Origin of the sequence: Corynebacterium tuingiense (assembly GCF_046718165.1) — a bacterium.
GTDB lineage: Bacteria > Actinomycetota > Actinomycetes > Mycobacteriales > Mycobacteriaceae > Corynebacterium.
Window position 1 is genome coordinate 1,366,025 of record NZ_CP177101.1, and the last position, 18,667, is coordinate 1,384,691.

15 protein-coding genes are annotated in these 18,667 nt (G+C 57.4%); 6 read left to right on the forward strand and 9 right to left on the reverse strand.

Going from position 1 to position 18,667, the window contains the following annotated elements; genetic code table 11:
• Positions 1-72: 72 nt before the first annotated feature.
• Positions 73-1,899 (reverse strand): aspartate--tRNA ligase, encoded by a 1,827-nt coding sequence (aspS, locus tag ACLI1T_RS06505; RefSeq protein ID WP_411702231.1) that lies wholly within the window; start codon positions 1,897-1,899, stop codon positions 73-75.
• Between the two features lie 241 nt (positions 1,900-2,140).
• Here aspS and ACLI1T_RS06510 point away from each other — a divergent pair, with 241 nt between their 5' ends.
• The 4 genes from ACLI1T_RS06510 to ACLI1T_RS06525 all read left to right on the forward strand — a co-directional run bounded on the left by ACLI1T_RS06510 (position 2,141) and on the right by ACLI1T_RS06525 (position 6,490).
• The gene (locus ACLI1T_RS06510) at positions 2,141-3,022 is read left to right on the forward strand and encodes a neutral zinc metallopeptidase (protein ID WP_411702232.1); all 882 of its coding nucleotides are present in this window, start codon (positions 2,141-2,143) and stop codon (positions 3,020-3,022) included.
• A gap of 105 nt (positions 3,023-3,127) precedes the next feature.
• Positions 3,128-4,240: an LLM class flavin-dependent oxidoreductase gene (locus tag ACLI1T_RS06515; RefSeq protein WP_411702233.1), complete on the forward strand. Its 1,113-nt coding sequence runs from the start codon at positions 3,128-3,130 to the stop codon at positions 4,238-4,240.
• Positions 4,241-4,243: 3 nt separating this feature from the next.
• The gene (locus tag ACLI1T_RS06520) at positions 4,244-4,912 is read left to right on the forward strand and encodes an FMN reductase (protein WP_411702234.1); all 669 of its coding nucleotides are present in this window, start codon (positions 4,244-4,246) and stop codon (positions 4,910-4,912) included.
• Between the two features lie 168 nt (positions 4,913-5,080).
• Positions 5,081-6,490: an L-serine ammonia-lyase gene (locus tag ACLI1T_RS06525; RefSeq protein ID WP_411702235.1), complete on the forward strand. Its 1,410-nt coding sequence runs from the start codon at positions 5,081-5,083 to the stop codon at positions 6,488-6,490.
• A 66-nt stretch (positions 6,491-6,556) separates the two neighbouring features.
• On the opposite strand, the gene hisS is transcribed toward ACLI1T_RS06525, so the two are convergent.
• The 3 genes from hisS to tpx form a co-directional block, all read right to left on the reverse strand.
• Entirely contained in the window at positions 6,557-7,840 is a 1,284-nt protein-coding gene (gene hisS / locus ACLI1T_RS06530) for a histidine--tRNA ligase (protein ID WP_349887490.1), read from the reverse strand.
• Positions 7,841-7,845: 5 nt separating this feature from the next.
• Entirely contained in the window at positions 7,846-8,481 is a 636-nt protein-coding gene (locus tag ACLI1T_RS06535; protein WP_411702236.1) for an MBL fold metallo-hydrolase, read from the reverse strand.
• A gap of 170 nt (positions 8,482-8,651) precedes the next feature.
• Positions 8,652-9,149, reverse strand: a complete 498-nt coding sequence (tpx, locus tag ACLI1T_RS06540; RefSeq protein WP_023022567.1) for a thiol peroxidase — start codon at positions 9,147-9,149, stop codon at positions 8,652-8,654.
• Positions 9,150-9,305: 156 nt separating this feature from the next.
• Between tpx and ACLI1T_RS06545 the strand changes: the two genes are divergently transcribed.
• Together ACLI1T_RS06545 and ACLI1T_RS06550 are read left to right on the forward strand one after the other, a co-directional pair.
• A complete protein-coding gene (locus ACLI1T_RS06545; protein WP_023022569.1) occupies positions 9,306-10,190 on the forward strand; it encodes a peptidylprolyl isomerase in 885 nt (294 codons plus the stop codon).
• A 320-nt stretch (positions 10,191-10,510) separates the two neighbouring features.
• Positions 10,511-10,858: a hypothetical protein gene (locus tag ACLI1T_RS06550; RefSeq protein WP_023022571.1), complete on the forward strand. Its 348-nt coding sequence runs from the start codon at positions 10,511-10,513 to the stop codon at positions 10,856-10,858.
• A 102-nt stretch (positions 10,859-10,960) separates the two neighbouring features.
• Here ACLI1T_RS06550 and ACLI1T_RS06555 read toward each other — a convergent pair whose 3' ends face one another.
• From ACLI1T_RS06555 to ACLI1T_RS06575, 5 genes are all read right to left on the reverse strand, one after another.
• Positions 10,961-11,533, reverse strand: a complete 573-nt coding sequence (locus ACLI1T_RS06555; RefSeq protein WP_411702237.1) for a DUF421 domain-containing protein — start codon at positions 11,531-11,533, stop codon at positions 10,961-10,963.
• A gap of 109 nt (positions 11,534-11,642) precedes the next feature.
• Positions 11,643-13,685 carry a bifunctional metallophosphatase/5'-nucleotidase gene (locus tag ACLI1T_RS06560; protein ID WP_411702238.1) on the reverse strand — a complete coding sequence of 681 codons (2,043 nt, stop codon included), beginning with the start codon at positions 13,683-13,685 and terminating at the stop codon, positions 11,643-11,645.
• 178 nt (positions 13,686-13,863) lie between these two features.
• Entirely contained in the window at positions 13,864-16,158 is a 2,295-nt protein-coding gene (locus ACLI1T_RS06565; protein WP_411702239.1) for a RelA/SpoT family protein, read from the reverse strand.
• 85 nt (positions 16,159-16,243) lie between these two features.
• Entirely contained in the window at positions 16,244-16,789 is a 546-nt protein-coding gene (locus tag ACLI1T_RS06570; protein ID WP_023022579.1) for an adenine phosphoribosyltransferase, read from the reverse strand.
• A gap of 50 nt (positions 16,790-16,839) precedes the next feature.
• Positions 16,840-18,615 (reverse strand): ABC transporter substrate-binding protein, encoded by a 1,776-nt coding sequence (locus ACLI1T_RS06575; RefSeq protein ID WP_411702240.1) that lies wholly within the window; start codon positions 18,613-18,615, stop codon positions 16,840-16,842.
• Positions 18,616-18,667: the final 52 nt, after the last annotated feature.

Here is an 18,667-nt window from a genome sequence, read left to right on the forward strand (position 1 = left end):
AGTTTCTGCTGCGGCGAGGGCGCGCGCCCCCGCTTGACCTAAAAATGGTGTCGTGATGGCGAGCCTGAGGGGCTAGTTCTCCTGCCCCTTGTTCGCGGCCTTTGCCTCTTCGCCGTTCTTTTTCTTCTCCGGCTTGAAGTCCACGCCTGTTTCCTTGCGCTGTGCGGCAGGGATGGGTGCGGGGGCATCGGTAAGCGGATCCACGCCGCCACCGGACTTCGGGAAGGCAATGACGTCGCGAATGGAATCGAAGCCTCCCAAGAGGGAAACGATGCGGTCCCAGCCAAAGGCGATGCCGCCGTGTGGCGGTGCGCCGTAGGAGAAGGCGTCGAGCAAGAAGCCGAACTTTTCTTGTGCTTCCTCATCGCCAATGCCCATGACCTCGAAGACGCGCTTTTGCACATCTTCTTGGTGGATACGGATGGAACCGCCGCCGATCTCATTGCCGTTGCAGACGATGTCGTAAGCGTAGGCGGTGGCCTCACCCGGGTTCTCGTCGAAGGAATCAATCCACTCCGGCTTCGGCGAGGTAAAGGCGTGGTGCACCGCGGTCCACTTGGAGTGGCCCAAGGCAACATCGCCGGAAGCGGTGGCATCGGCAGAAGGCTCGAAGAGCGGGGCGTCAACGACCCAGGTAAAAGCCCAGTCGCCCTCCTTGATGAGGTCGAGCTTCTTGGCAATTTCACCGCGGGCCGCACCCAGCAGCGCGCGGGAAGACTTGGTATCGCCGGCGGCGAAGAAGATGGCGTCACCGGGCTTTGCGCCAACGTGCTCGGCGATGCCCTCGCGCTCCGCCTCGGTAATGTTCTTGGCCACTGGCCCACCCAGCGTGCCGTCCTCTGCGACGGTGATGTAGGCGAGGCCCTTGGCGCCGCGCTGCTTGGCCCAGTCCTGCCATGCATCAAACTGACGGCGCGGCTGCGAAGCACCGCCGTCCATGACTACGGCACCGACGTATTCGTTCTGGAAAACGCGGAAGGTGGTGTCCTTGAAGAACTCCGTGCACTCGACGATCTTGATATCGAAGCGCAGATCCGGCTTATCGGAGCCGTAGTACTTCATGGCATCGGCATAGGTCATGCGCGGGATTGGGGTCTGAATGTCGTAGCCGATGAGCTTCCACAGCTCCTTGACAATCTCTTCACCAAGCGCAATGACATCGTCTTGATCCACAAAGGACATCTCCACGTCTAGCTGGGTAAATTCCGGCTGGCGGTCGGCGCGGAAGTCCTCATCGCGGTAGCACCGCGCGATCTGGTAGTAGCGCTCCATGCCAGCTACCATCAGCAGCTGCTTGAATAGCTGCGGCGACTGCGGCAGCGCGTACCAGGAGCCCGGCTTCAGGCGGGCAGGCACCAAAAAGTCGCGCGCACCCTCTGGGGTAGAGCGGGTCAAGGTAGGGGTTTCGATTTCGGCGAAATCGTGCTTATCCAGCACGTTACGGGCCGCGCGGTTGGCAGCAGAGCGCAGGCGCAGGGCCTTTGCCTGGCGCTCGCGGCGCAGATCCAAGTAGCGGTACTTCAGGCGGGTTTCCTCGCCTACCTCGCCAGAGGCGGAGGGATCATCTACCTGGAAGGGCAGCGCTGCGGATTTGTTGAGCACCTCCAGGTCGGTGACGTTGACCTCGATCTCTCCGGAAGGCAGGTTCGGGTTTTCGGAGCCCTCAGGGCGCGGCTCCACCACGCCGGTTACCTTGACGCAGTATTCCGAACGCAGGTCGTGGGCGCGCTCTGCCACATCGGATTCGCGGAAGACCACCTGGGCAATACCAGAACGATCGCGCAGGTCGATGAAGATGACGCCGCCGTGATCACGGCGACGAGACACCCAACCGGTTAGGGTTACGGTCTCTTCTGCCAGTTCTTTGCGGAGCTCACCGGCCAAATGGGTACGCAGCACTATAATTCAATCCCTTCTGAAATGGAGTTACTTGCGGGTCCAGCCACGCGTAAACAGCGCGCGCCCAACCAAGCGCAAGACTAGGAACTTGGCCAATTCTACATCCCACCGCCACTTCCGCTCCTATTAAGCCCATTTAAGCCTCAGAACACGGTCACGAACCCAGCACCGCCGCCTGTACCGGGCATAAATATGCCTGGTACGCACTGACGACGCTATAAAGGTGTGGCACTATTTAGTCATGACGTTTAAATCTGGTGCCGATTTTGATGGCCAGCGCGCAACCTCCGGCGGTGGCGGTGGCCTCGCGATAGGCGGCGGCGTCGGCTCCGTTGTGCTTGTAGGGCTCTACCTCTTATTGGGAGGAAACCCCTCCGATATTGGCGCCCTGTTGGGCAATGAACAGTCACAATCCGGCACCCAATCTGGCGCCGATGATTCTGCCTTCGATCACTGCCAAACGGCAGAGGACGGCAATAAATACGATGACTGCCGGGTTATGTTTACCGCTATGAGTGTAGACAATGTGTGGACCGCCGAGCTGCCAGAGCAAGCCGGCATCGAATACACCAACCCTGGCCGGGTTATTTTCAATGGCTCCACCAATTCCGGTTGCGGCACTGCATCTTCATCCACTGGCCCGTTTTATTGCCCCGCCGACCAATCGGCGTACTTTGACACCACGTTTTTCGATTCACTGAGCAACTACGGCGCGCACAATGCCCCGTTCGCGCAGATGTACATCGTTGCCCACGAGTTTGGCCACCACATTCAGCAACTCGAGGGCACGCTGCAGCTTTCTGATTATAACGACCCCGGCGCGGATTCAAACGCGGTAAAGATCGAGCTCCAGGCAGATTGCTATGCGGGAATTTGGGCCTCTCACGCGGATAAGGGCGAGGATGCGCTGCTGGAGCCGATTTCCCAGCAGCAAGTTGCGGATGCGGTCACCGCGGCGCAGGCTGTGGGTGACGATAATATTCAGCGCCGTTCCACCGGGCAGGTCCAACCCGATGCGTGGACGCACGGCTCCTCCGAGCAACGCCAACAGGCGTTCCTTGCTGGTTATAATTCCGGCCGCATGGCTGAGTGCGACACCTTGGGGCGCGGGGTCTACAGCTAATACCCTTCCTTCTCTTCACTCCACTGAGAACAATCCCCCCTCCCGCGTTGTTGACATGTCACGTACACTGCTTATAGGCACACATCAAGGGTAGAAAGGGCTGTCATGCAATTTGGCATTTTTACGGTCGGAGACGTAACCACCGATCCAACGACGGGCGAAACCCCATCTGAGGCGGAGCGAATCCGCAATATTACGGAAATCGCGCTCAAGGCGGAAGAAGTGGGCCTCGATGTCTTCGCCACCGGCGAGCACCACAACCCGCCTTTCGTCCCCTCCTCCCCGACGACCCATCTGGCCTATATTGCCGCGCAGACTAAGCGCCTGCAGCTTTCTACCTCCACCACGCTGATTACCACCAATGACCCGGTAAAGATCGCGGAAGATTACGCCTTTTTGCAGCACCTTTCCGGCGGCCGTGTGGATCTGATGATGGGGCGCGGCAATACCGGCCCCGTCTACCCGTGGTTTGGCAAAGATATCCGCCAAGGCATCCCCTTAGCCGTGGAGAATTACCACTTGCTGCGCCGCCTGTGGCGGGAAAATAGCGTCAACTGGGAGGGCAAATTCCGCACCCCGTTGCAGGCGTTTACCTCCACCCCAGCTCCCCTTGACGGCGTCCCGCCGTTTGTATGGCACGGCTCCATTCGCTCTACCCAGATTGCAGAACAAGCGGCCTATTACGGCGACGGATTTTTCCACAATAATATCTTCTGGAATCAAGAACACACGGCCAAGATGGTCAGCATGTATCGGCGCCGCTTTGCCTCCTATGGCCACGGCCAAGCAGACCAGGCCATCGTGGGGCTCGGCGGCCAGGTATTCATTGGCGATACTGAAGAGGAAGCAAAGAAGTTCTTCCGCCCCTATTTCGATAACGCACCCGTGTACGGGCACGGACCAAGCCTGGAGGAATTTACTGATTACACCCCGCTGACAGTGGGTACCGCAGAGCAGATTATTGAGCGCACCCTGAAATTTGCGGACTACGTGGGCGATTACCAACGCCAGCTTTTCCTCGTTGATCACGCGGGGCTGCCGCAAGAAGTGGTACTCAAACAGATAGAAATTCTTGGCACGCAAGTCGTCCCGGAGCTCCGCCGGCGCTTTGAGCAGCGACGACCAGACCATGTACCCTCAGATCCACCGACGCATGCCACGCTCAAGCAACACCCAGATTCCCCACACTTTCGCGTAAGCCCTGGAAAGGAGGACTAAGCAATGCGATCTTTGGTTGTCCTCACGGCCGGGCTCTCGGAGCCATCGTCTACCCGGCAATTGGCAGAGACTATTGCAGAAGCTACCGAAGCAAAGATTTCCGCGCGCGGAGAAGGCGTGACCACCCACATCATTGAGGTGCGCACCCTTGCTTCTGAGTTGGCCACGGCCATGACTAATTGGGCGGCCCCGACGCCCCAATTGGATGAAGCAAAAGAGCTGCTTTCTACGGCCGATGGCTTTATTGCCGTCACGCCTGCCTTCCAAGGCAGCTATTCCGGGCTGTTCAAAATGTTTTTTGATGTCCTAGATGCGCACGCCTTGGAGGAGCTGCCCACTATCGTGGCCGCTACGGGCGGTTCACCGCGCCACGCGCTCATCTTGGACTATGCGCTGCGCCCCCTGTTGAATTACCTGCACGCCCACGTCGTTCCGACCGGCATTTTTCAGGCAACTGAGGATCTGGGGACCGCCGAGGGCACGCGCATTCGCAGCCGTATCGAGCGTGCCGCCGCGCAGCTTGCGGATCAGATGATCCGCCCCACGGATCGGGTCGCCGGGCTTGCCGATGCCCCCAAACCCGGCCCCCATTCCCGCCCTACTGGAATCGGAACGGACGAGGAATTCCTGCCGTTGGAGCAGATTTTGTCCCAATACGACGGAAAGCACTAGCGCCACAATACCTGTCGCATATTCTAAAATTGATACATCTCACATATTTCTCTACGCTTGAATTTTAGAATGTTCGACCTGAATCCCCGCGCCTGAGAAAATCTCTTTTTCATGCTCTTGGACTGTTAACTCTCTTGCAACGAAGAAAGGTTTCTTAAGGCTTTCACCATGACTATTAGCGTTACTGACATTTTCGCCATCGGCATCGGTCCATCCTCTTCGCACACGGTGGGACCAATGCGCGCCGCGAAGCAATTTCTAGAATCCCTCGATACCCACCCCGCCCGCGTATCCGCGGAGCTGCGCGGTTCGCTTGCCGCCACGGGGCGTGGCCACGCATCCGACCGCGCCGTCATTCTGGGACTCGCCGGCTGGGAGCCGCTGACCGTTCCCATCGATGCCGAGCCACAAGCCGGCGGCATAATCCCCAGCGAAGGCACCATTTCTGGCCCTTCTGGCACCGTCGACTACGAAATTTCCTTTGAGAACGAGCCACTGCCCCAGCACCCCAATGGCATGATCTTCCAGGCCTGGGACGCAGATGGCAACACCCTTGCTGAAGATGAACAGTACTTCTCCGTCGGCGGGGGCTTCATCCTCTCCCGCAAAGAGCTAGATGCAGAGGTAGCCGATAGCCACGAAGTGCCCGCCGGCGTTGCCGCAGCAACCGTAGAAGACACCGTGCCTTACGAGTTCACCACCGGCGAAGAGTTGCTCAATCTCTGCGAGGCCAACGACAAAGATATTTGGGAAATTGTCCTCGCCAATGAGGAAGTACTCCACAAGGATGAGGGAGGCGCGGATTACGTTTTGCGCCACTTGGACCTCGTATGGGACATCATGCGCGAATGCGTGACCGATGGCATTTCCACCAAAGGGCTGCTGCCCGGTGGCCTCCGCGTGCCGCGGCGCGCTCCCAAGATGTATGCGCAGCTGCTCGAGCAGAAAAATGACCCACACTCCGGTTTTTCCGCCATGGAATGGGTCAACCTCTTCGCCTTAGCGGTCAACGAGCAAAACGCTGCGGGCGGCCGCGTTATTACCGCGCCCACCAACGGCGCCTGCGGCATTATTCCTGCCGTGCTGCATTATGCGCGTGATTTCCACGGTGACTTCTGCCGAGAATCCGCACGCCGATACCTGCTCACCGCCGGGGCAATCGGCATGATCATCAAACAGAATGCCTCCATTTCCGGCGCCGAGGTCGGCTGCCAGGGCGAAGTCGGCTCCGCCTCGTCCATGTCCGCTGCAGGAATGGCAGCACTCCTCGGCGGTACGCCTGCCCAGGTAGAAAATGCCGCAGAGATCGCCCTTGAGCACAATCTCGGCCTTACCTGTGACCCGGTAGGCGGCCTGGTGCAGATCCCTTGTATCGAGCGCAATGCCATCGGCGCAGTGAAATCCATTAACGCCGCTCGCATGGCAATGATGGGCGAAGGAACCCACCACGTCACCCTCGATAACGCAGTACAAACCATGGCAGATACGGGCCGCGATATGCTCTCCAAGTACAAGGAGACCTCCCTCGGCGGCTTGGCCAAGACGATGGGCTTTAGCGTCTCCCAGGTGGAGTGCTAAGAAGGGTCGAAAACACACAAAAAGGGCACCAAATTTCTTCGGTGCTCTTTTTCTTTAAGCCTACTCTTAGCCTTCTAGATCCTGCCCCAGAGTGGCAACCAGCTGCGATAACTCAACATCGCGCTGCTCGTGTGCGGCCAAGTCCTTCACGGCAACGGTACCGTTTTCTAGTTCTTGTTCTCCCAAGACCAGAGCAAATCGCGCACCTGCGCGGTCGGCGCCCTTCATCGCACCCTTGAGGCCGCGATCGCCAAAGGACATATCCGCGGCGATTCCTGCCTTGCGCAGGTCATTGATGATGCCAGTCATGCGGCGCTTGGCCGCTGTACCCAAGGCAATTCCATAGACGTCCACGCGGGAATCACTGCCTTCCAGAGTGATTCCCTCCGCTTCTAGGGCGAGGATGGCGCGGTCAACGCCGAGGCCATAGCCGATGCCCGAGAGATCTTGCCCGCCAAGCTGCGCCATCAGGCCGTCGTAGCGGCCGCCGCCGCCAATACCGGATTGCGCACCCAGGCCATCGTGGACGAATTCAAAGCAAGTCTTGGTGTAGTAGTCCAAGCCGCGCACCATACGGGGGTTGATTTCGTATGCAACGCCCATATCCTCCAGCATGCCGGTGACGGTCTCAAAGTGCTCGCGGCACTCGGCATCGAGGTAGTCGAGCATCAAGGGGGCATCGGCAAGCTGCTCCTGCATTTCCGGGCGCTTATCGTCCAAGACGCGCAAAGGGTTGATTTCCGCGCGGCGGCGGGTTTCTTCATCTAGGTCCAGCTTGAACAAGAATTCCTGCAGCTTTTCGCGGTAGGCGGGCCGGCAATTCCGGTCGCCCAAGCTGGTCAATTCCAAGCGGAAACCGCTAAGACCCAAGGCCCTGTAGGAGCGATCCGCCAAGGCGATGACCTCAGCATCCAATGCTGGATCGTCGACGCCAATGGCTTCCACGCCAACCTGCTGAAGCTGGCGGTAGCGCCCTGCCTGCGGGCGCTCATAGCGGAAGAACGGCCCGCTGTAGTTTAGCTTCACTGGCAGCTGACCGCGATCCAAATTGTGTTGAATGACCGAGCGCATAACGCCCGCCGTTCCCTCTGGGCGCAAGGTCACAGAGCGATCACCGCGATCTGCAAAGGTGTACATCTCCTTGGAGACCACGTCGGTAGATTCGCCCACGCCGCGGGCAAAGAGCGCGGTATCTTCAAAAATGGGCAATTCAATGTGCTGAAAGCCGGAAAGATGCGCCTGTTCCACCATGGTCTGGCGGACCTTATAAAAAGTCGCAGACTCTGGTGGGTAATAATCTGGCACACCCTTCGGTGCGGACAGTGCCTGGAACCGCTTCTCTTCACTCATGGTCACTAGAGTACCCCATGGGATTTTCGCAGGAATGGGTTGGTCGCCCTCTCCTGACGCATGGTTGAGGTTGGGCCGTGGCCGGGAAGAATGTCCAGCTCATCGTCTAAATCCCACACCGGCCCCGCCAATGAATCCAGCATGGCCTGTGGATTAGAATCCGGAAGATCAACGCGCCCCATTCCCCCGGCAAAAAGTACGTCACCGGTAAGGGCAAAAGTATCCGAAATGATCAATACACACCCCGGCGAATGGCCAGGGGCGTGCTGGAGGGTGAATGTATGCCCGATTAGCTCTAGTTCTTCCCCACCGTGGAGTTCGCGGAGATCGGCAATGAGTACCATGCTCGAGGCTTGGAATAGCTCCTGTGCCTGGGCGGAGACACCCTCCCCAGAATCCAACATGAACCTATCTGCGGGGTGAATATAAACGGGGATATCGAGCTTCTGCGCCAAATCCCCGGCCTCGCGGGTGTGGTCAATGTGGCCGTGCGTGAGCACGATAGCTTCATAGTCATAGTCGTGCGATATAACCTGCGACATGGAATCCATGCCCGGATCCACGATGAAGGCGCGCTTTCCCTCCGCCGCGATATAGGTATTCGTGCGAAATGGGCCCGCAGTAAATCCTTTAATGTCCATGGCTCAAGTCTAACGAGGCTCGCACCCATCGCGCCTCCCTGATCGCATCGGCACTCTGGATTCTAGTACGAAGCAAGCATGTAAAAAGCACCCAGCCTTCGCGCCCACAGCCACGGAGGGTTGTGGGAAAGGCTGGGTGCTGGATTTAATGAGCCTGCCGGCTTAAAGCTTTACTGCAAGGCGGCAAGAGCCTTGTCGTAGTCCGGCTCAGTGGTTACCTCTGGCACCAACTCGTTGTAGATGACCTTGTGGTCAGCGTCGGTGACTACAACGGAGCGTGCCAATAGGCCCTTGAGTGGGGAGCCTTGCAAGGTCACGCCGAACTTCTCGCCAAAATCGGAGCGGAAATCGGACGCGGTGTCCACGTTTTCAATGCCCTCTGCGGCGCAGAAACGATCCAGCGCGAAGGGTAGGTCGCGGGAGACGGACAAGACAACGGTATTGTCTAGGCCCGCAGCCTTTTCATTAAAGGTGCGCAGCTGCTGCTGGCACACGCCCGTATCGATGGAAGGGAAAATCGAGATAACGAGGCGCTTGCCCTCGAAATCCTTATTGGTGACCTCAGAAAGGTCGGTGCCAACGAGGGTGAACTCTGGGATGGGCTCCCCTACTGCGGGAAGTTCACCAGCGGTTTGGGTAGGTTCGTCAGAAAATTTAACTTCAGCCATGGCCCCGAGCGTACTGATACTTTTGCTTCCCCGCTATAGCTCACCGCTTATTGCTGATGCCAATCCCCGAGCCAAGTCAGCCCCACGTCCGCAAAGCCGCTAAAATCGTCCTAGTTGAGACACGTCACCGATAATCGCTAGAAAGGTTGTCCCACGGTGCCAGATAATAAAAAGCGCGGAGAAGACGCGCTGCACAAGCTCGACCGCGAGCTAAAGTCCCGTGACCGCAAACAAAAGACTCGTCCTTTTGGTGTCGCCTTAGCCTCGCTCGTCGTCATCCTCGGCATCGCGGGAGGAATTTACTTCCTCTCCACCCGCGATGGCTCTGAGGGCGACATCCAGGCGGAAGATACCTCGGAAGCTCAGACCACGCAGGAAACCCCCAAGGCGGAACCCTTGAGCGGCAAGCGCGCGGAAGCCCTGCCGGCAACCGTTCAGTGCGAGTATGAGGACAATGGGCAGGATGGCCACGGTGCCAAGAAGCCCGACGGCAAGGATATTTCCACCGAGGGCACTGTCACCGTATCCTTCGATACCACCCAGGGCCCGATCGAGATGGACCTAGACCGCGCCACCGCGCCTTGCACCACCCACGCCATTTCGGAACTGGCTGACTCCGGCTTCTACGATGACACCGTCTGCCACCGCATGACCTCTGGTGGCTTGAATGTGCTCCAATGCGGCGATCCCACCGGTTCCGGTTCCGGCGGCCCAGGCTTCAGCTTTGCTGATGAATACCCCACCGATGAAACTGATGACGAGGACGCACAAAACCCCGTTGTCTACCCCCGCGGCTCCGTTGCTATGGCCAATAGCGGTCCGGATACCAACGGCTCCCAGTTCTTCCTTAACTACGATGACTCGGAGTTACCTCCTAACTACACCTACTTCGGCACCATCACCGAAGATGGCTTAAAGACCCTAGACAAGATTGCCAAGGCCGGCGTAGACACCGGTAATCAAGGTGACAATCCAGGCGGCCAGAAGGATGGCAAGCCTGCAGAAGAGGTAAAGATCAAAAAGGCTACGGTAAAGGCCTAGTCTGCGGCATCGGCGCTTGCCGATGCCTCCCTCCATTCCCTCTACCTTTTCCTCACCCCAGCGCAACGCACGAACTAAATCGTGGCGTGGCGCTGGGGCATTTTCATATCCGATGCTTTGCCTTGACCACCCTCCTACCTGCACGTAACTCCAGAAAGAACATACTTTCTATACTCTCCATCTGGATTAATCACCCCCTTCAAACACCCCCATTCCTTATTGATAATGTTTTTATTAAACTCAGCTTGGGTAATTCAGACAGTCACGCAGCCGTCTAATATCTAAAAAATTTGAACACCACAAGCTTGATAGGAAACACAATGAAGCTTTTCTCCCGCAAGGCCTTCCTCGCCGGCGCAACCGCCCTGTCCGTTACTCTCGCTGGCACCACCGTGGCCACTGCCGCGGAGAATGCGGACACCGTTGCTCAGAGTGCTACTACCACCTCCACCGGCACTGCTAGCCAAAACATTGATTCTGACGCAAACAAGCAAAACGATGCCAAGAAAACGCAAGACTTGTCTTCCAAGGACGCGAATCCTGAGTCCGTCAAGGCCTGGATCGAAGTTATTACTGCCGCGGTCGGCGCACTGGGTACTCTCTTCGCTTTCGCCAATAAGTACATCAACATCGATGACCTTCTAAAGAACTTCAAACTTCCTTTCTAAACGCTAACGCGCCTTGAGGGCGATTAACCGCCGTGCTCTTATTGAACTGCACGGCGGCTATACGGAAGGTAGTTCTGAAGTTCTCCCCCCTCTATCAAATCCTTAAGACTCTTTGGTCTGTTTGATATACCCAGAGCCAACGAGGTCATTAAAGATATCGGGGTCTATGTCCTGACCATTCTTAATGACAGATATATGCCCGGTGGGCTCTAAAACCATGATCTGAACGTCTTCCATGCGGGCTAAACCAGCCTTTCGCACCGCGGAATACACGTCAGAGCGAGTGATGTGAGACACGGTGAGATTATCGTCAATCATCTCGCCCTGAAAGACGATGAGAACAGGACGGCGATCCAAAAATCGCGTCCACTTCACCACCTTGCGGATGGTACCGAATGCAGCTTCCAGGGCCATCAGCGTGGTCAGCCCAATAACACCCGCCGCTAATGTGGGCGGAACACCAATGATCACACGCCCGGCAACAGCCCCGAACATAATGATGATGATCGCGTCAGAGGCCGTCATGGAGGTCAATACGCGGGAACCAAAAAGCTTCACCAAGACCATAAAGGCGAGATAGATGCCTAATGTAGACAACATGACAACAGGAACTCGATGTAGCTCGATTCCTAGTTGAAAAGTAGCCTCGCGTAAAAACCGTTCAAAGATATCCACGGCTTTTGAGGTTACTAGGATGCAAGACACAGCACAGAAAAATAAGCGCTTTTCCCCCTGTAAGCGAGGAAAAGCGCTTTTAGTGTATCCGCAGGATTTGGATTCCTAATTAGATGTGAAAGGACTTGCGCAGGTCATCAAAGATGGCCCGCAGCGGTGCCGGCAGCACCTGGGGGTGCAAACCAATAATGGCGATTCCTGCCGCTAGTGCCGCCACGATGGCAAGGGCTGCGCCACCAAAGGAGGAACCTTGCGGTACCTTCGGGGCACCATCGGCATCACCCAATTCCACGGGTAGGATGGCTTGAGTGCCGGCGTCTGTGGTGATTTCTAGGTTCTGGGAGCCGGTGAGTCCTTCTGGCACGGTCAGCGTCACCTGCGCGCGTCCGCGCTCGCCAAATTGGTCATCGCTTTCCTGCTTGGAATTATCGATATCGGCGGTTACTTCCTCATCCCCCAACTTCACCGTAACCGTCTTAGCCATTGGCTCGCCCTCACTGGTGTAGTTCAAGCTGGACAAATCGACGGTGATTTCTTTACCTGGGGCAATTTCGCCATCGATGTGGGCGCCAATTTGGCCCTGTCCCTTGCGGACCTCGGACTCGCCGGACGCAATGTAGTCGATCATGGCCTGGGCATCCATGTATCCCACATCGTTCTTGTCCTTGATGGAGCTTGCCTCAAAGTAACCATCGCCGCCCTTTTCGCTGTCGCTGGAAGCAAGGAAGGAAGAAAGCGCGATGGAATAGTCTTTGTTCGGGTCAAGGGGCTCGCCATTGATGGTGACGGACTTGACGCGCTCGCCATGGGATTCCTGTGGGTCATAGACCACCTGGACGTTATTGGACAGCCCCATGGCCAGGCGCGGCCGGCTGCTGCCATCTTGCCACTGGTTTTCCAGTGCGGTAATGAAGTCCTTGCCGGAGACCTTCGCGGTAATCACGGAATTACCAAACGGCTGGACCTCAAAGATGTCCTTGTACGTTACGTCGCCGCCCTGCAGATCCGCACGCACTCCACCCGCATTCATCACGCTAAGATCAATATCCTCGCCTACCTGCTTACTCATGGCATAACGCTGCCCGTCCGCAATGAAGTTATTTAGGGTGGACTCGACACCACGATTAGAGCCTGGCTCTTGCCCTTCATCGGAGCCACGGAACAAGTCGGTTTCGACTGTGCCGGCGGTCTTTGAGCCTTTAACCTCGGCCTCATCCTGTGCCTTCTTGACGATGCCCGCAATCTCAGCATCCGGCTCTACCTGCGCCGCATCAGTCGCATCGTATTGCTTCAGCTCAATTTTCTTTACCTTGCCCGCGGCCTTGTCGTATGTAATATCGGCATCGTTAAGCAACTTGCCGTACTCGTAGCCTTGCGCCCACTGCAGTGGCAGCGCGCCGTCGCGCTCTTGCGTTCCCTGGGTGGTCTGGTGGGTATCGCCACCGAAGAGGATATCGACATCCTTATTGAAGCCTTCCGCATATTCCTCCGCATCTTCGTGGAAAAGGGAGACCACGACATCCGCCTCGCCGGATTCTTTCAAACGAGTAGCTTCCTTATTCGTCGCCTCAACAGGATCCGTGAAGGTAACTCCCGGAATCTTCGCCGCAGATACCTTGAACTTGGTGTTTTGGGTAACGGTTCCGACATAGCCGACCTTCACACCGTCGATTTCTTCCACATGAGAGGCTTCCAAGAGCGGCTTGCCGTCTTTTAACACATTGGCGCCAAGGATGGGATATTCAGAGCTCGGCTTGATACGCTCCATCAGGTCTTCAGTACCCTTGTCGAATTCGTGGTTGCCCACTGCGGTAACCTTCATCCCCATGGCATTGAGTGCCTCTAGGGTGTACTTATCATCCGAGATGGCCGAGACGAACGCAGAACCACCGACATTATCGCCCGAAGAGGTGAGGTTGAACTCTTGGCCTTCGTTGACCTGCTTGATAAGCGATTGCAAGCGAGTCACGCCAATTTCATCGCCAGTCTTAGCGGGATCGTTCAACCCATCTTCCAAGTGACCGTGCAGGTCAGTGATATTAGTAACCGAGATGGTGGTCGTATCCTCCTGCGCTAGGGCCTGCGTGCCGGAGAGCGCGACGGCGGTGACGGTGGTAGCGGCCACCAACTGGCCGATGCGGCGGAAGTGCATAATTACTCCTGTGTCGTAGAAAGCATTCAGATAATGTATACCGCTTTCTTAACCAAATCGCAGGAAGTACAACCGCCGTGAGCTGGTCTTTTACCTCTCCTCCGCCAAGAGTTCACGCACTCGTCACTTGCCCGTAGTCCACTCGTTGCTTCTGCCCCACAACCGTACGGATAGGTGGTCAGGCGGTCACGCGGTAGACGTCAAAGACGCCTTCGGTATTGCGCAGCGTCGTCATCAAGGACCCCAGCTGTTTAGTATCCGACACAGAGAAGGTGAATCGCATCGTGGCAATTTGATCCTCGCCGCGATTTGAATTCATCGTCAACACATTAATGTTCTGGTCACTTAAAACCCGCGTCAGCTCAGAGAGCAGGCCCTGACGGTCCAATGCCTCGAGCTGCAATGTGGCAGAAAAGGCTCCTGTAGAAGAGTTTCCAGAGGACCATTCCACCTTCAGCATGCGCTCCGGCTCAGATTTGAGCTTTTCCGCGTTAGCGCAGTCCGCACGGTGCACGGACACTCCCCCGCCGCGGGTGACGAAGCCAAAAATGGCATCCCCGGGCACCGGCTGGCAGCACTTCGCAAGCTTGGCCATGACATCGGGGCTTCCCTCCACCAAGATGCCGGTGCCGGAGGCGGAGTCCTTGGTATGCTGCACGCGAGAATGCTCGAGCTCCGACAGCGGGGTTCGAGAAGCCAGCGCATCCACGGCATCATCGCGGTCGCCGAACATAGCGACCAATTGGTTGGCCACGTGTTGTGCGGAGACGTGTCCTGCGCCGATGGCAGTGTACAGGGCATCGACATCAGAATAGTGCAACTGTTCTGCCACCTGCTTCATGGAGCTGGCGGTAAACAGGCGGTGCATCGGCAAGCCGCCGCGCTGCACCTCAGTAGCCAAGGCATCGCGCCCGGCTTCAAGATGCTCCTCACGCCTTTCCTTGGCAAACCACTGGCGGACCTTTGCCTTCGCCCGCGGGGAGACCAAGAATTCCTGCCAATCGCGCGATGGACCGGCATTGGGATCCTTGGAGGTAAAGATTTCTACCTTGTCGCCGGATTTCAGTGGCGATTCTAGCGCCACCAATTTACCGTTAACCTTGGCACCAATGCAGCGGTGGCCAACCTCCGTATGCACGGCGTAGGCGAAATCGACCGGAGTAGAGCCCGCCGGCAGATCCACCACATCGCCCTTCGGGGTAAAGGCGAAGATCTGGCGCGCCGTCAGGTCATAGCGCAGGGAATCAAGGAATTCATTGGGGTCTGCCGCTTCCTTCTGCCAGTCCAGCAGCTGACGCATCCAAGCCATCTGGTCCACCTCTTCTTGGTGCCCAGAATTCTTTCCCTTTGTTTCCTTATAGCGCCAGTGCGCAGCGACGCCGAATTCGGCGTTGTAGTGCATCTCGTGCGTGCGGACCTGCACCTCAAGGGTTGCTCCGCCATCCGCGAGCACTGTGGTGTGCAAAGACTGGTAGACGCCGAAGCGCGGGGAGGAAATATAGTCCTTAAAACGCCCAGGCAGGGCCTGGTAGATGGAGTGCACAACACCAATGGCGGCGTAACAGCTATTGATATCATCCACCAATACGCGGATGCCCACCAAGTCGAAGATCTCCGCAAACTCGCGGCCGCGCACGACCATCTTTTGATAGATAGACCAGTAATGCTTCGGCCGGCCCATTACTTCGGCCTCGATGCCATTTTCCTTTAAGGCGGCGCCCACTTGGTTGATGATTTCCTTCAGGGCGCGATCGCGCGAGGGCGCGCGCTCTGCCACCATGCGCACGATTTCGTCGTACTTTTTGGGATAGAGGATGGCAAAAGACAGATCCTCTAGTTCCCATTTCACGCTCGCCATGCCCAGCCGGTGAGCCAAGGGGGCAATAACCTCGAGCGTTTGGCGCGCCTTTTTGGCCTGCTTTTCCGGCGGCAAGAAGCGCATGGTGCGCATATTGTGCAGCCGGTCGCTGACCTTGATGACAAGGACGCGCGGATCGTTGGCCATGGCGACGATCATCTTGCGGATGGTCTCAGCCTCGGCCGCAGCACCCAAGGCCACCTTGTCCAGCTTGGTCACGCCATCAACGAGCCGGGCCACTTCGGTCCCGAAGTCTCGGGTCAGATCCTCCAGCGTGTAATCGGTATCCTCCACCGTATCGTGCAAGAGCGCTGCAACGATGGTGGTGGTATCCATACCAATTTCCGCGGCAATCGTGGCTACGGCAAGGGGGTGCGTAATATACGGCTCACCCGACTTGCGGAATACCCCCTCGTGCAACCTTTCTGCGGTGTTATAGGCAGCATTGAGTAGTTCCGCATCCGCCTTGGGGTGGAATTTCCGGTGAATGGACATGAGGGGATCGAGCACCGGGTTAATCTTGACCCGACCACCGGTCAGTGACCGGGCAAGCCGGGCAGACATGCTCCGCATCCCGTTATTAGCCTGGCGTTTTGCTGACTTATCCGTGGCCATCTCTACCGCCCTTCACAATGCCGCAGCCTATATTGCTGGCTGCAGCGCCTTTCCAGATCGTGTGATCTAGCTTAGACACACCATCTTAGTCAGCGTCATCCAGCACAATGAGCGGCGGGCCCGATAAGCGTTCACGGCCATTAAGACCCTTAACTTCTAGCACCACGACGTTACCCGCGACCTCGGCGCCGGCGGACTCGAGCAGCAGTTTGGCGCCGTGGAGGGTGCCGCCGGTGGCCAGGACGTCATCGACAAGCACCACGCGCTTGCCCTTTACATCAACGCCGCTGGCGGGGATCTCCAACGCCGCCGAACCATATTCCAGTTCGTATTCCTCGGTATATACCGGCGGCGGAAGCTTGCCCTTCTTGCGAATGGCCAAAATACCCAAGCCCAGCTTGTACGCCACGGCAGAGCCCAGCAGGAACCCGCGGGCATCCAAGCCACCAATGAGATCCGCGCCCAGCTCCTCGCACGCGGCGGCGAGGCCATCAACAACGGCCTGAAATGCCTCAGGATCGGCTAATACCGGTGTGAGGTCTTCAAAAAGAATTCCTTCTTCTGGAAAGTCCTGCACAAGGCGCACCTTGTCGCTCAAAGCTTGTGCTGCTGATTCGTAGTGAGAAGTCATCATCTTCCTTGCAACTAAATAGCGAGAATTAATTTAGGAGCGGAAAAGGCCTAGGCCTTTTCCACAGGTTCTTGTGCCGATACGCGCCACCGGTCCATATTCCAGCCGATGCCCGAGATGCCAGTGTACGGCAGGACACCCTCCACGTCGCGGTGAACGATAAACACGCGCGGCTGTGCAGCGACCGGAATGGAGGGAACACTCTCCCACAGCTGCTCTTCCTGCTCCTTGAGCTGAACGGAGTTTTTGATGCTGGAATCAGCGGCAGAGTACTCGGTCAGCGGATCGACTGGGCCCAAGAAGGCATCGATAGTTGGCTGCCCCGTTTCCGGATCAGGGTTGAGATAAAACTGCGATAGGTTCTCCTCCGCAGCATCCTCGATGGTAATGCCCGCCGGTTCGCAGGAGGTGCGCAGCGCATCGACCATCGCCTGATAGCGCTTATCCGGGTCAACGTAGCCCACCTTGATGGTGGACCCATTCAACTGGCCGGCCGAAGCCATGTCCGTTCCCTCATGGTCCTTCGCCACCGAGCCTAGCGTTTGGGCTACCGGATCTTGGACAGAGACGGTGCGCACATAAGCCGGTGGAACATCGACACCAGATATTTCGGAGCTCTTTTGTGCTAACGCCGCTTGGTCGACGCAGGCAGCAAATGCCTTCCTAGCAGAAGGTTCTGCAAAAATCCCGGCTTGCGACAGCGTCAACGTATCGGTTTGCAGGCCTACCTTGGTGGTTGTCTCAAACTCGGTATTATCTGCGCCCGCGGAGTCCTCCGCATTGGAGTCGCTTTCTTCATTCGAGTCAGATCCGTGTTTGGATTCCGGGGCGTCGTTACCTTCGTCGGATTCTGCGTCCTTGCCCCCGTTCCCTGAGAGCCAGTCGGGCGCCGCGGTGGCGGAATCTGCCACCTTGAGAACGCCCTTATCCGCGAGTTCCTGTGCGTCGGCAGTACTCGGCCAAATAACGAGGCGATCCAAGGCAGGTTTGTCGCCGCGATACTGCTCATTGGCTTTTAAGAAAACCTCGCCGGAATCGCCAACCTTATCCGCGGTAAATGGGCCGTAGGACACCTGCAGCTCTGGGTCAAAGTCATCCTTGGCTGTAGAAAAGCCATAACGCCAGAATTCCGCTACTGGCTGCAGCGTCGCCATGTCTTCTGCGTGCAATGCCGCGTTGAGTTCCTCTACGGTCAAATCCGCCTTCTGCGCAAGCGCGTGCGCAGGCATGACGGTGCCAGGGCCAAACATTTGGCGCCACCGATGTCCTTGGTCTTTCTGGAAAGTCAGTGTGAAGGCCTTGCTCTGCGGTGCGCACTCGAAATCCGCGATGTCATTCATCAGCGGCATATGCGAGGCAAATTCAACCGGGTGCGTGCCAGCCTTATAGGCAAGCAGGTAATCATCGCAGGTAACGGGGGTGCCATCGGAGAACGTGGCGTCATCGGCTAGCGTCAAACGCACGCTTTCCTGATCGCTATCTCCTGCCGGCGGAAGCTCCTCGGTCTCTACCAAATCCGCATTAGGAATGAGCTGCCCGGAGGGCCCCGGCACGAAAAGTCCGGGATAAAGCCGCGTCGAAAGCTGTGCCGCTGAAGTGGTGCTGCCGAAGGCGGTGCCGGCATTCGTCGTGGTCAGCTGAGAGTTGACCATATATCCGGCGTAGTTGTAGGACTCCGGATCGCTGGGCGTAGCCTGGTCACCGCTCTCGGATTCCTCACTGCTGCACGCGGCCGCTACCAGCGCAAGGGCGGAAAGCCCTACCGCAACTGTTGTGATTTTGGGACGGCGCCCCCACCACCGTGTGGTGCCTAATCTGCGTTCCACGGTACGCACAACCCCTTTTCTCCTAAAAAGACCAAGCCTTACTCTGCCTGAT

What these genes read in the sequence shown, in the direction of transcription:
- ACLI1T_RS06510 (WP_411702232.1), top strand. Translation starts at nt 2,141, where the DNA reads ATGACGTTTAAATCTGGTGCCGATTTTGATGGCCAGCGCGCAACCTCC.
- ACLI1T_RS06515 (WP_411702233.1), top strand. Translation starts at nt 3,128, where the DNA reads ATGCAATTTGGCATTTTTACGGTCGGAGACGTAACCACCGATCCAACG.
- ACLI1T_RS06520 (WP_411702234.1), top strand. Translation starts at nt 4,244, where the DNA reads ATGCGATCTTTGGTTGTCCTCACGGCCGGGCTCTCGGAGCCATCGTCT.
- ACLI1T_RS06525 (WP_411702235.1), top strand. Translation starts at nt 5,081, where the DNA reads ATGACTATTAGCGTTACTGACATTTTCGCCATCGGCATCGGTCCATCC.
- hisS (WP_349887490.1), bottom strand. Translation starts at nt 7,840, where the DNA reads ATGAGTGAAGAGAAGCGGTTCCAGGCACTGTCCGCACCGAAGGGTGTG.
- ACLI1T_RS06535 (WP_411702236.1), bottom strand. Translation starts at nt 8,481, where the DNA reads ATGGACATTAAAGGATTTACTGCGGGCCCATTTCGCACGAATACCTAT.
- tpx (WP_023022567.1), bottom strand. Translation starts at nt 9,149, where the DNA reads ATGGCTGAAGTTAAATTTTCTGACGAACCTACCCAAACCGCTGGTGAA.
- ACLI1T_RS06550 (WP_023022571.1), top strand. Translation starts at nt 10,511, where the DNA reads ATGAAGCTTTTCTCCCGCAAGGCCTTCCTCGCCGGCGCAACCGCCCTG.
- ACLI1T_RS06560 (WP_411702238.1), bottom strand. Translation starts at nt 13,685, where the DNA reads ATGCACTTCCGCCGCATCGGCCAGTTGGTGGCCGCTACCACCGTCACC.
- ACLI1T_RS06565 (WP_411702239.1), bottom strand. Translation starts at nt 16,158, where the DNA reads ATGGCCACGGATAAGTCAGCAAAACGCCAGGCTAATAACGGGATGCGG.
- ACLI1T_RS06570 (WP_023022579.1), bottom strand. Translation starts at nt 16,789, where the DNA reads ATGACTTCTCACTACGAATCAGCAGCACAAGCTTTGAGCGACAAGGTG.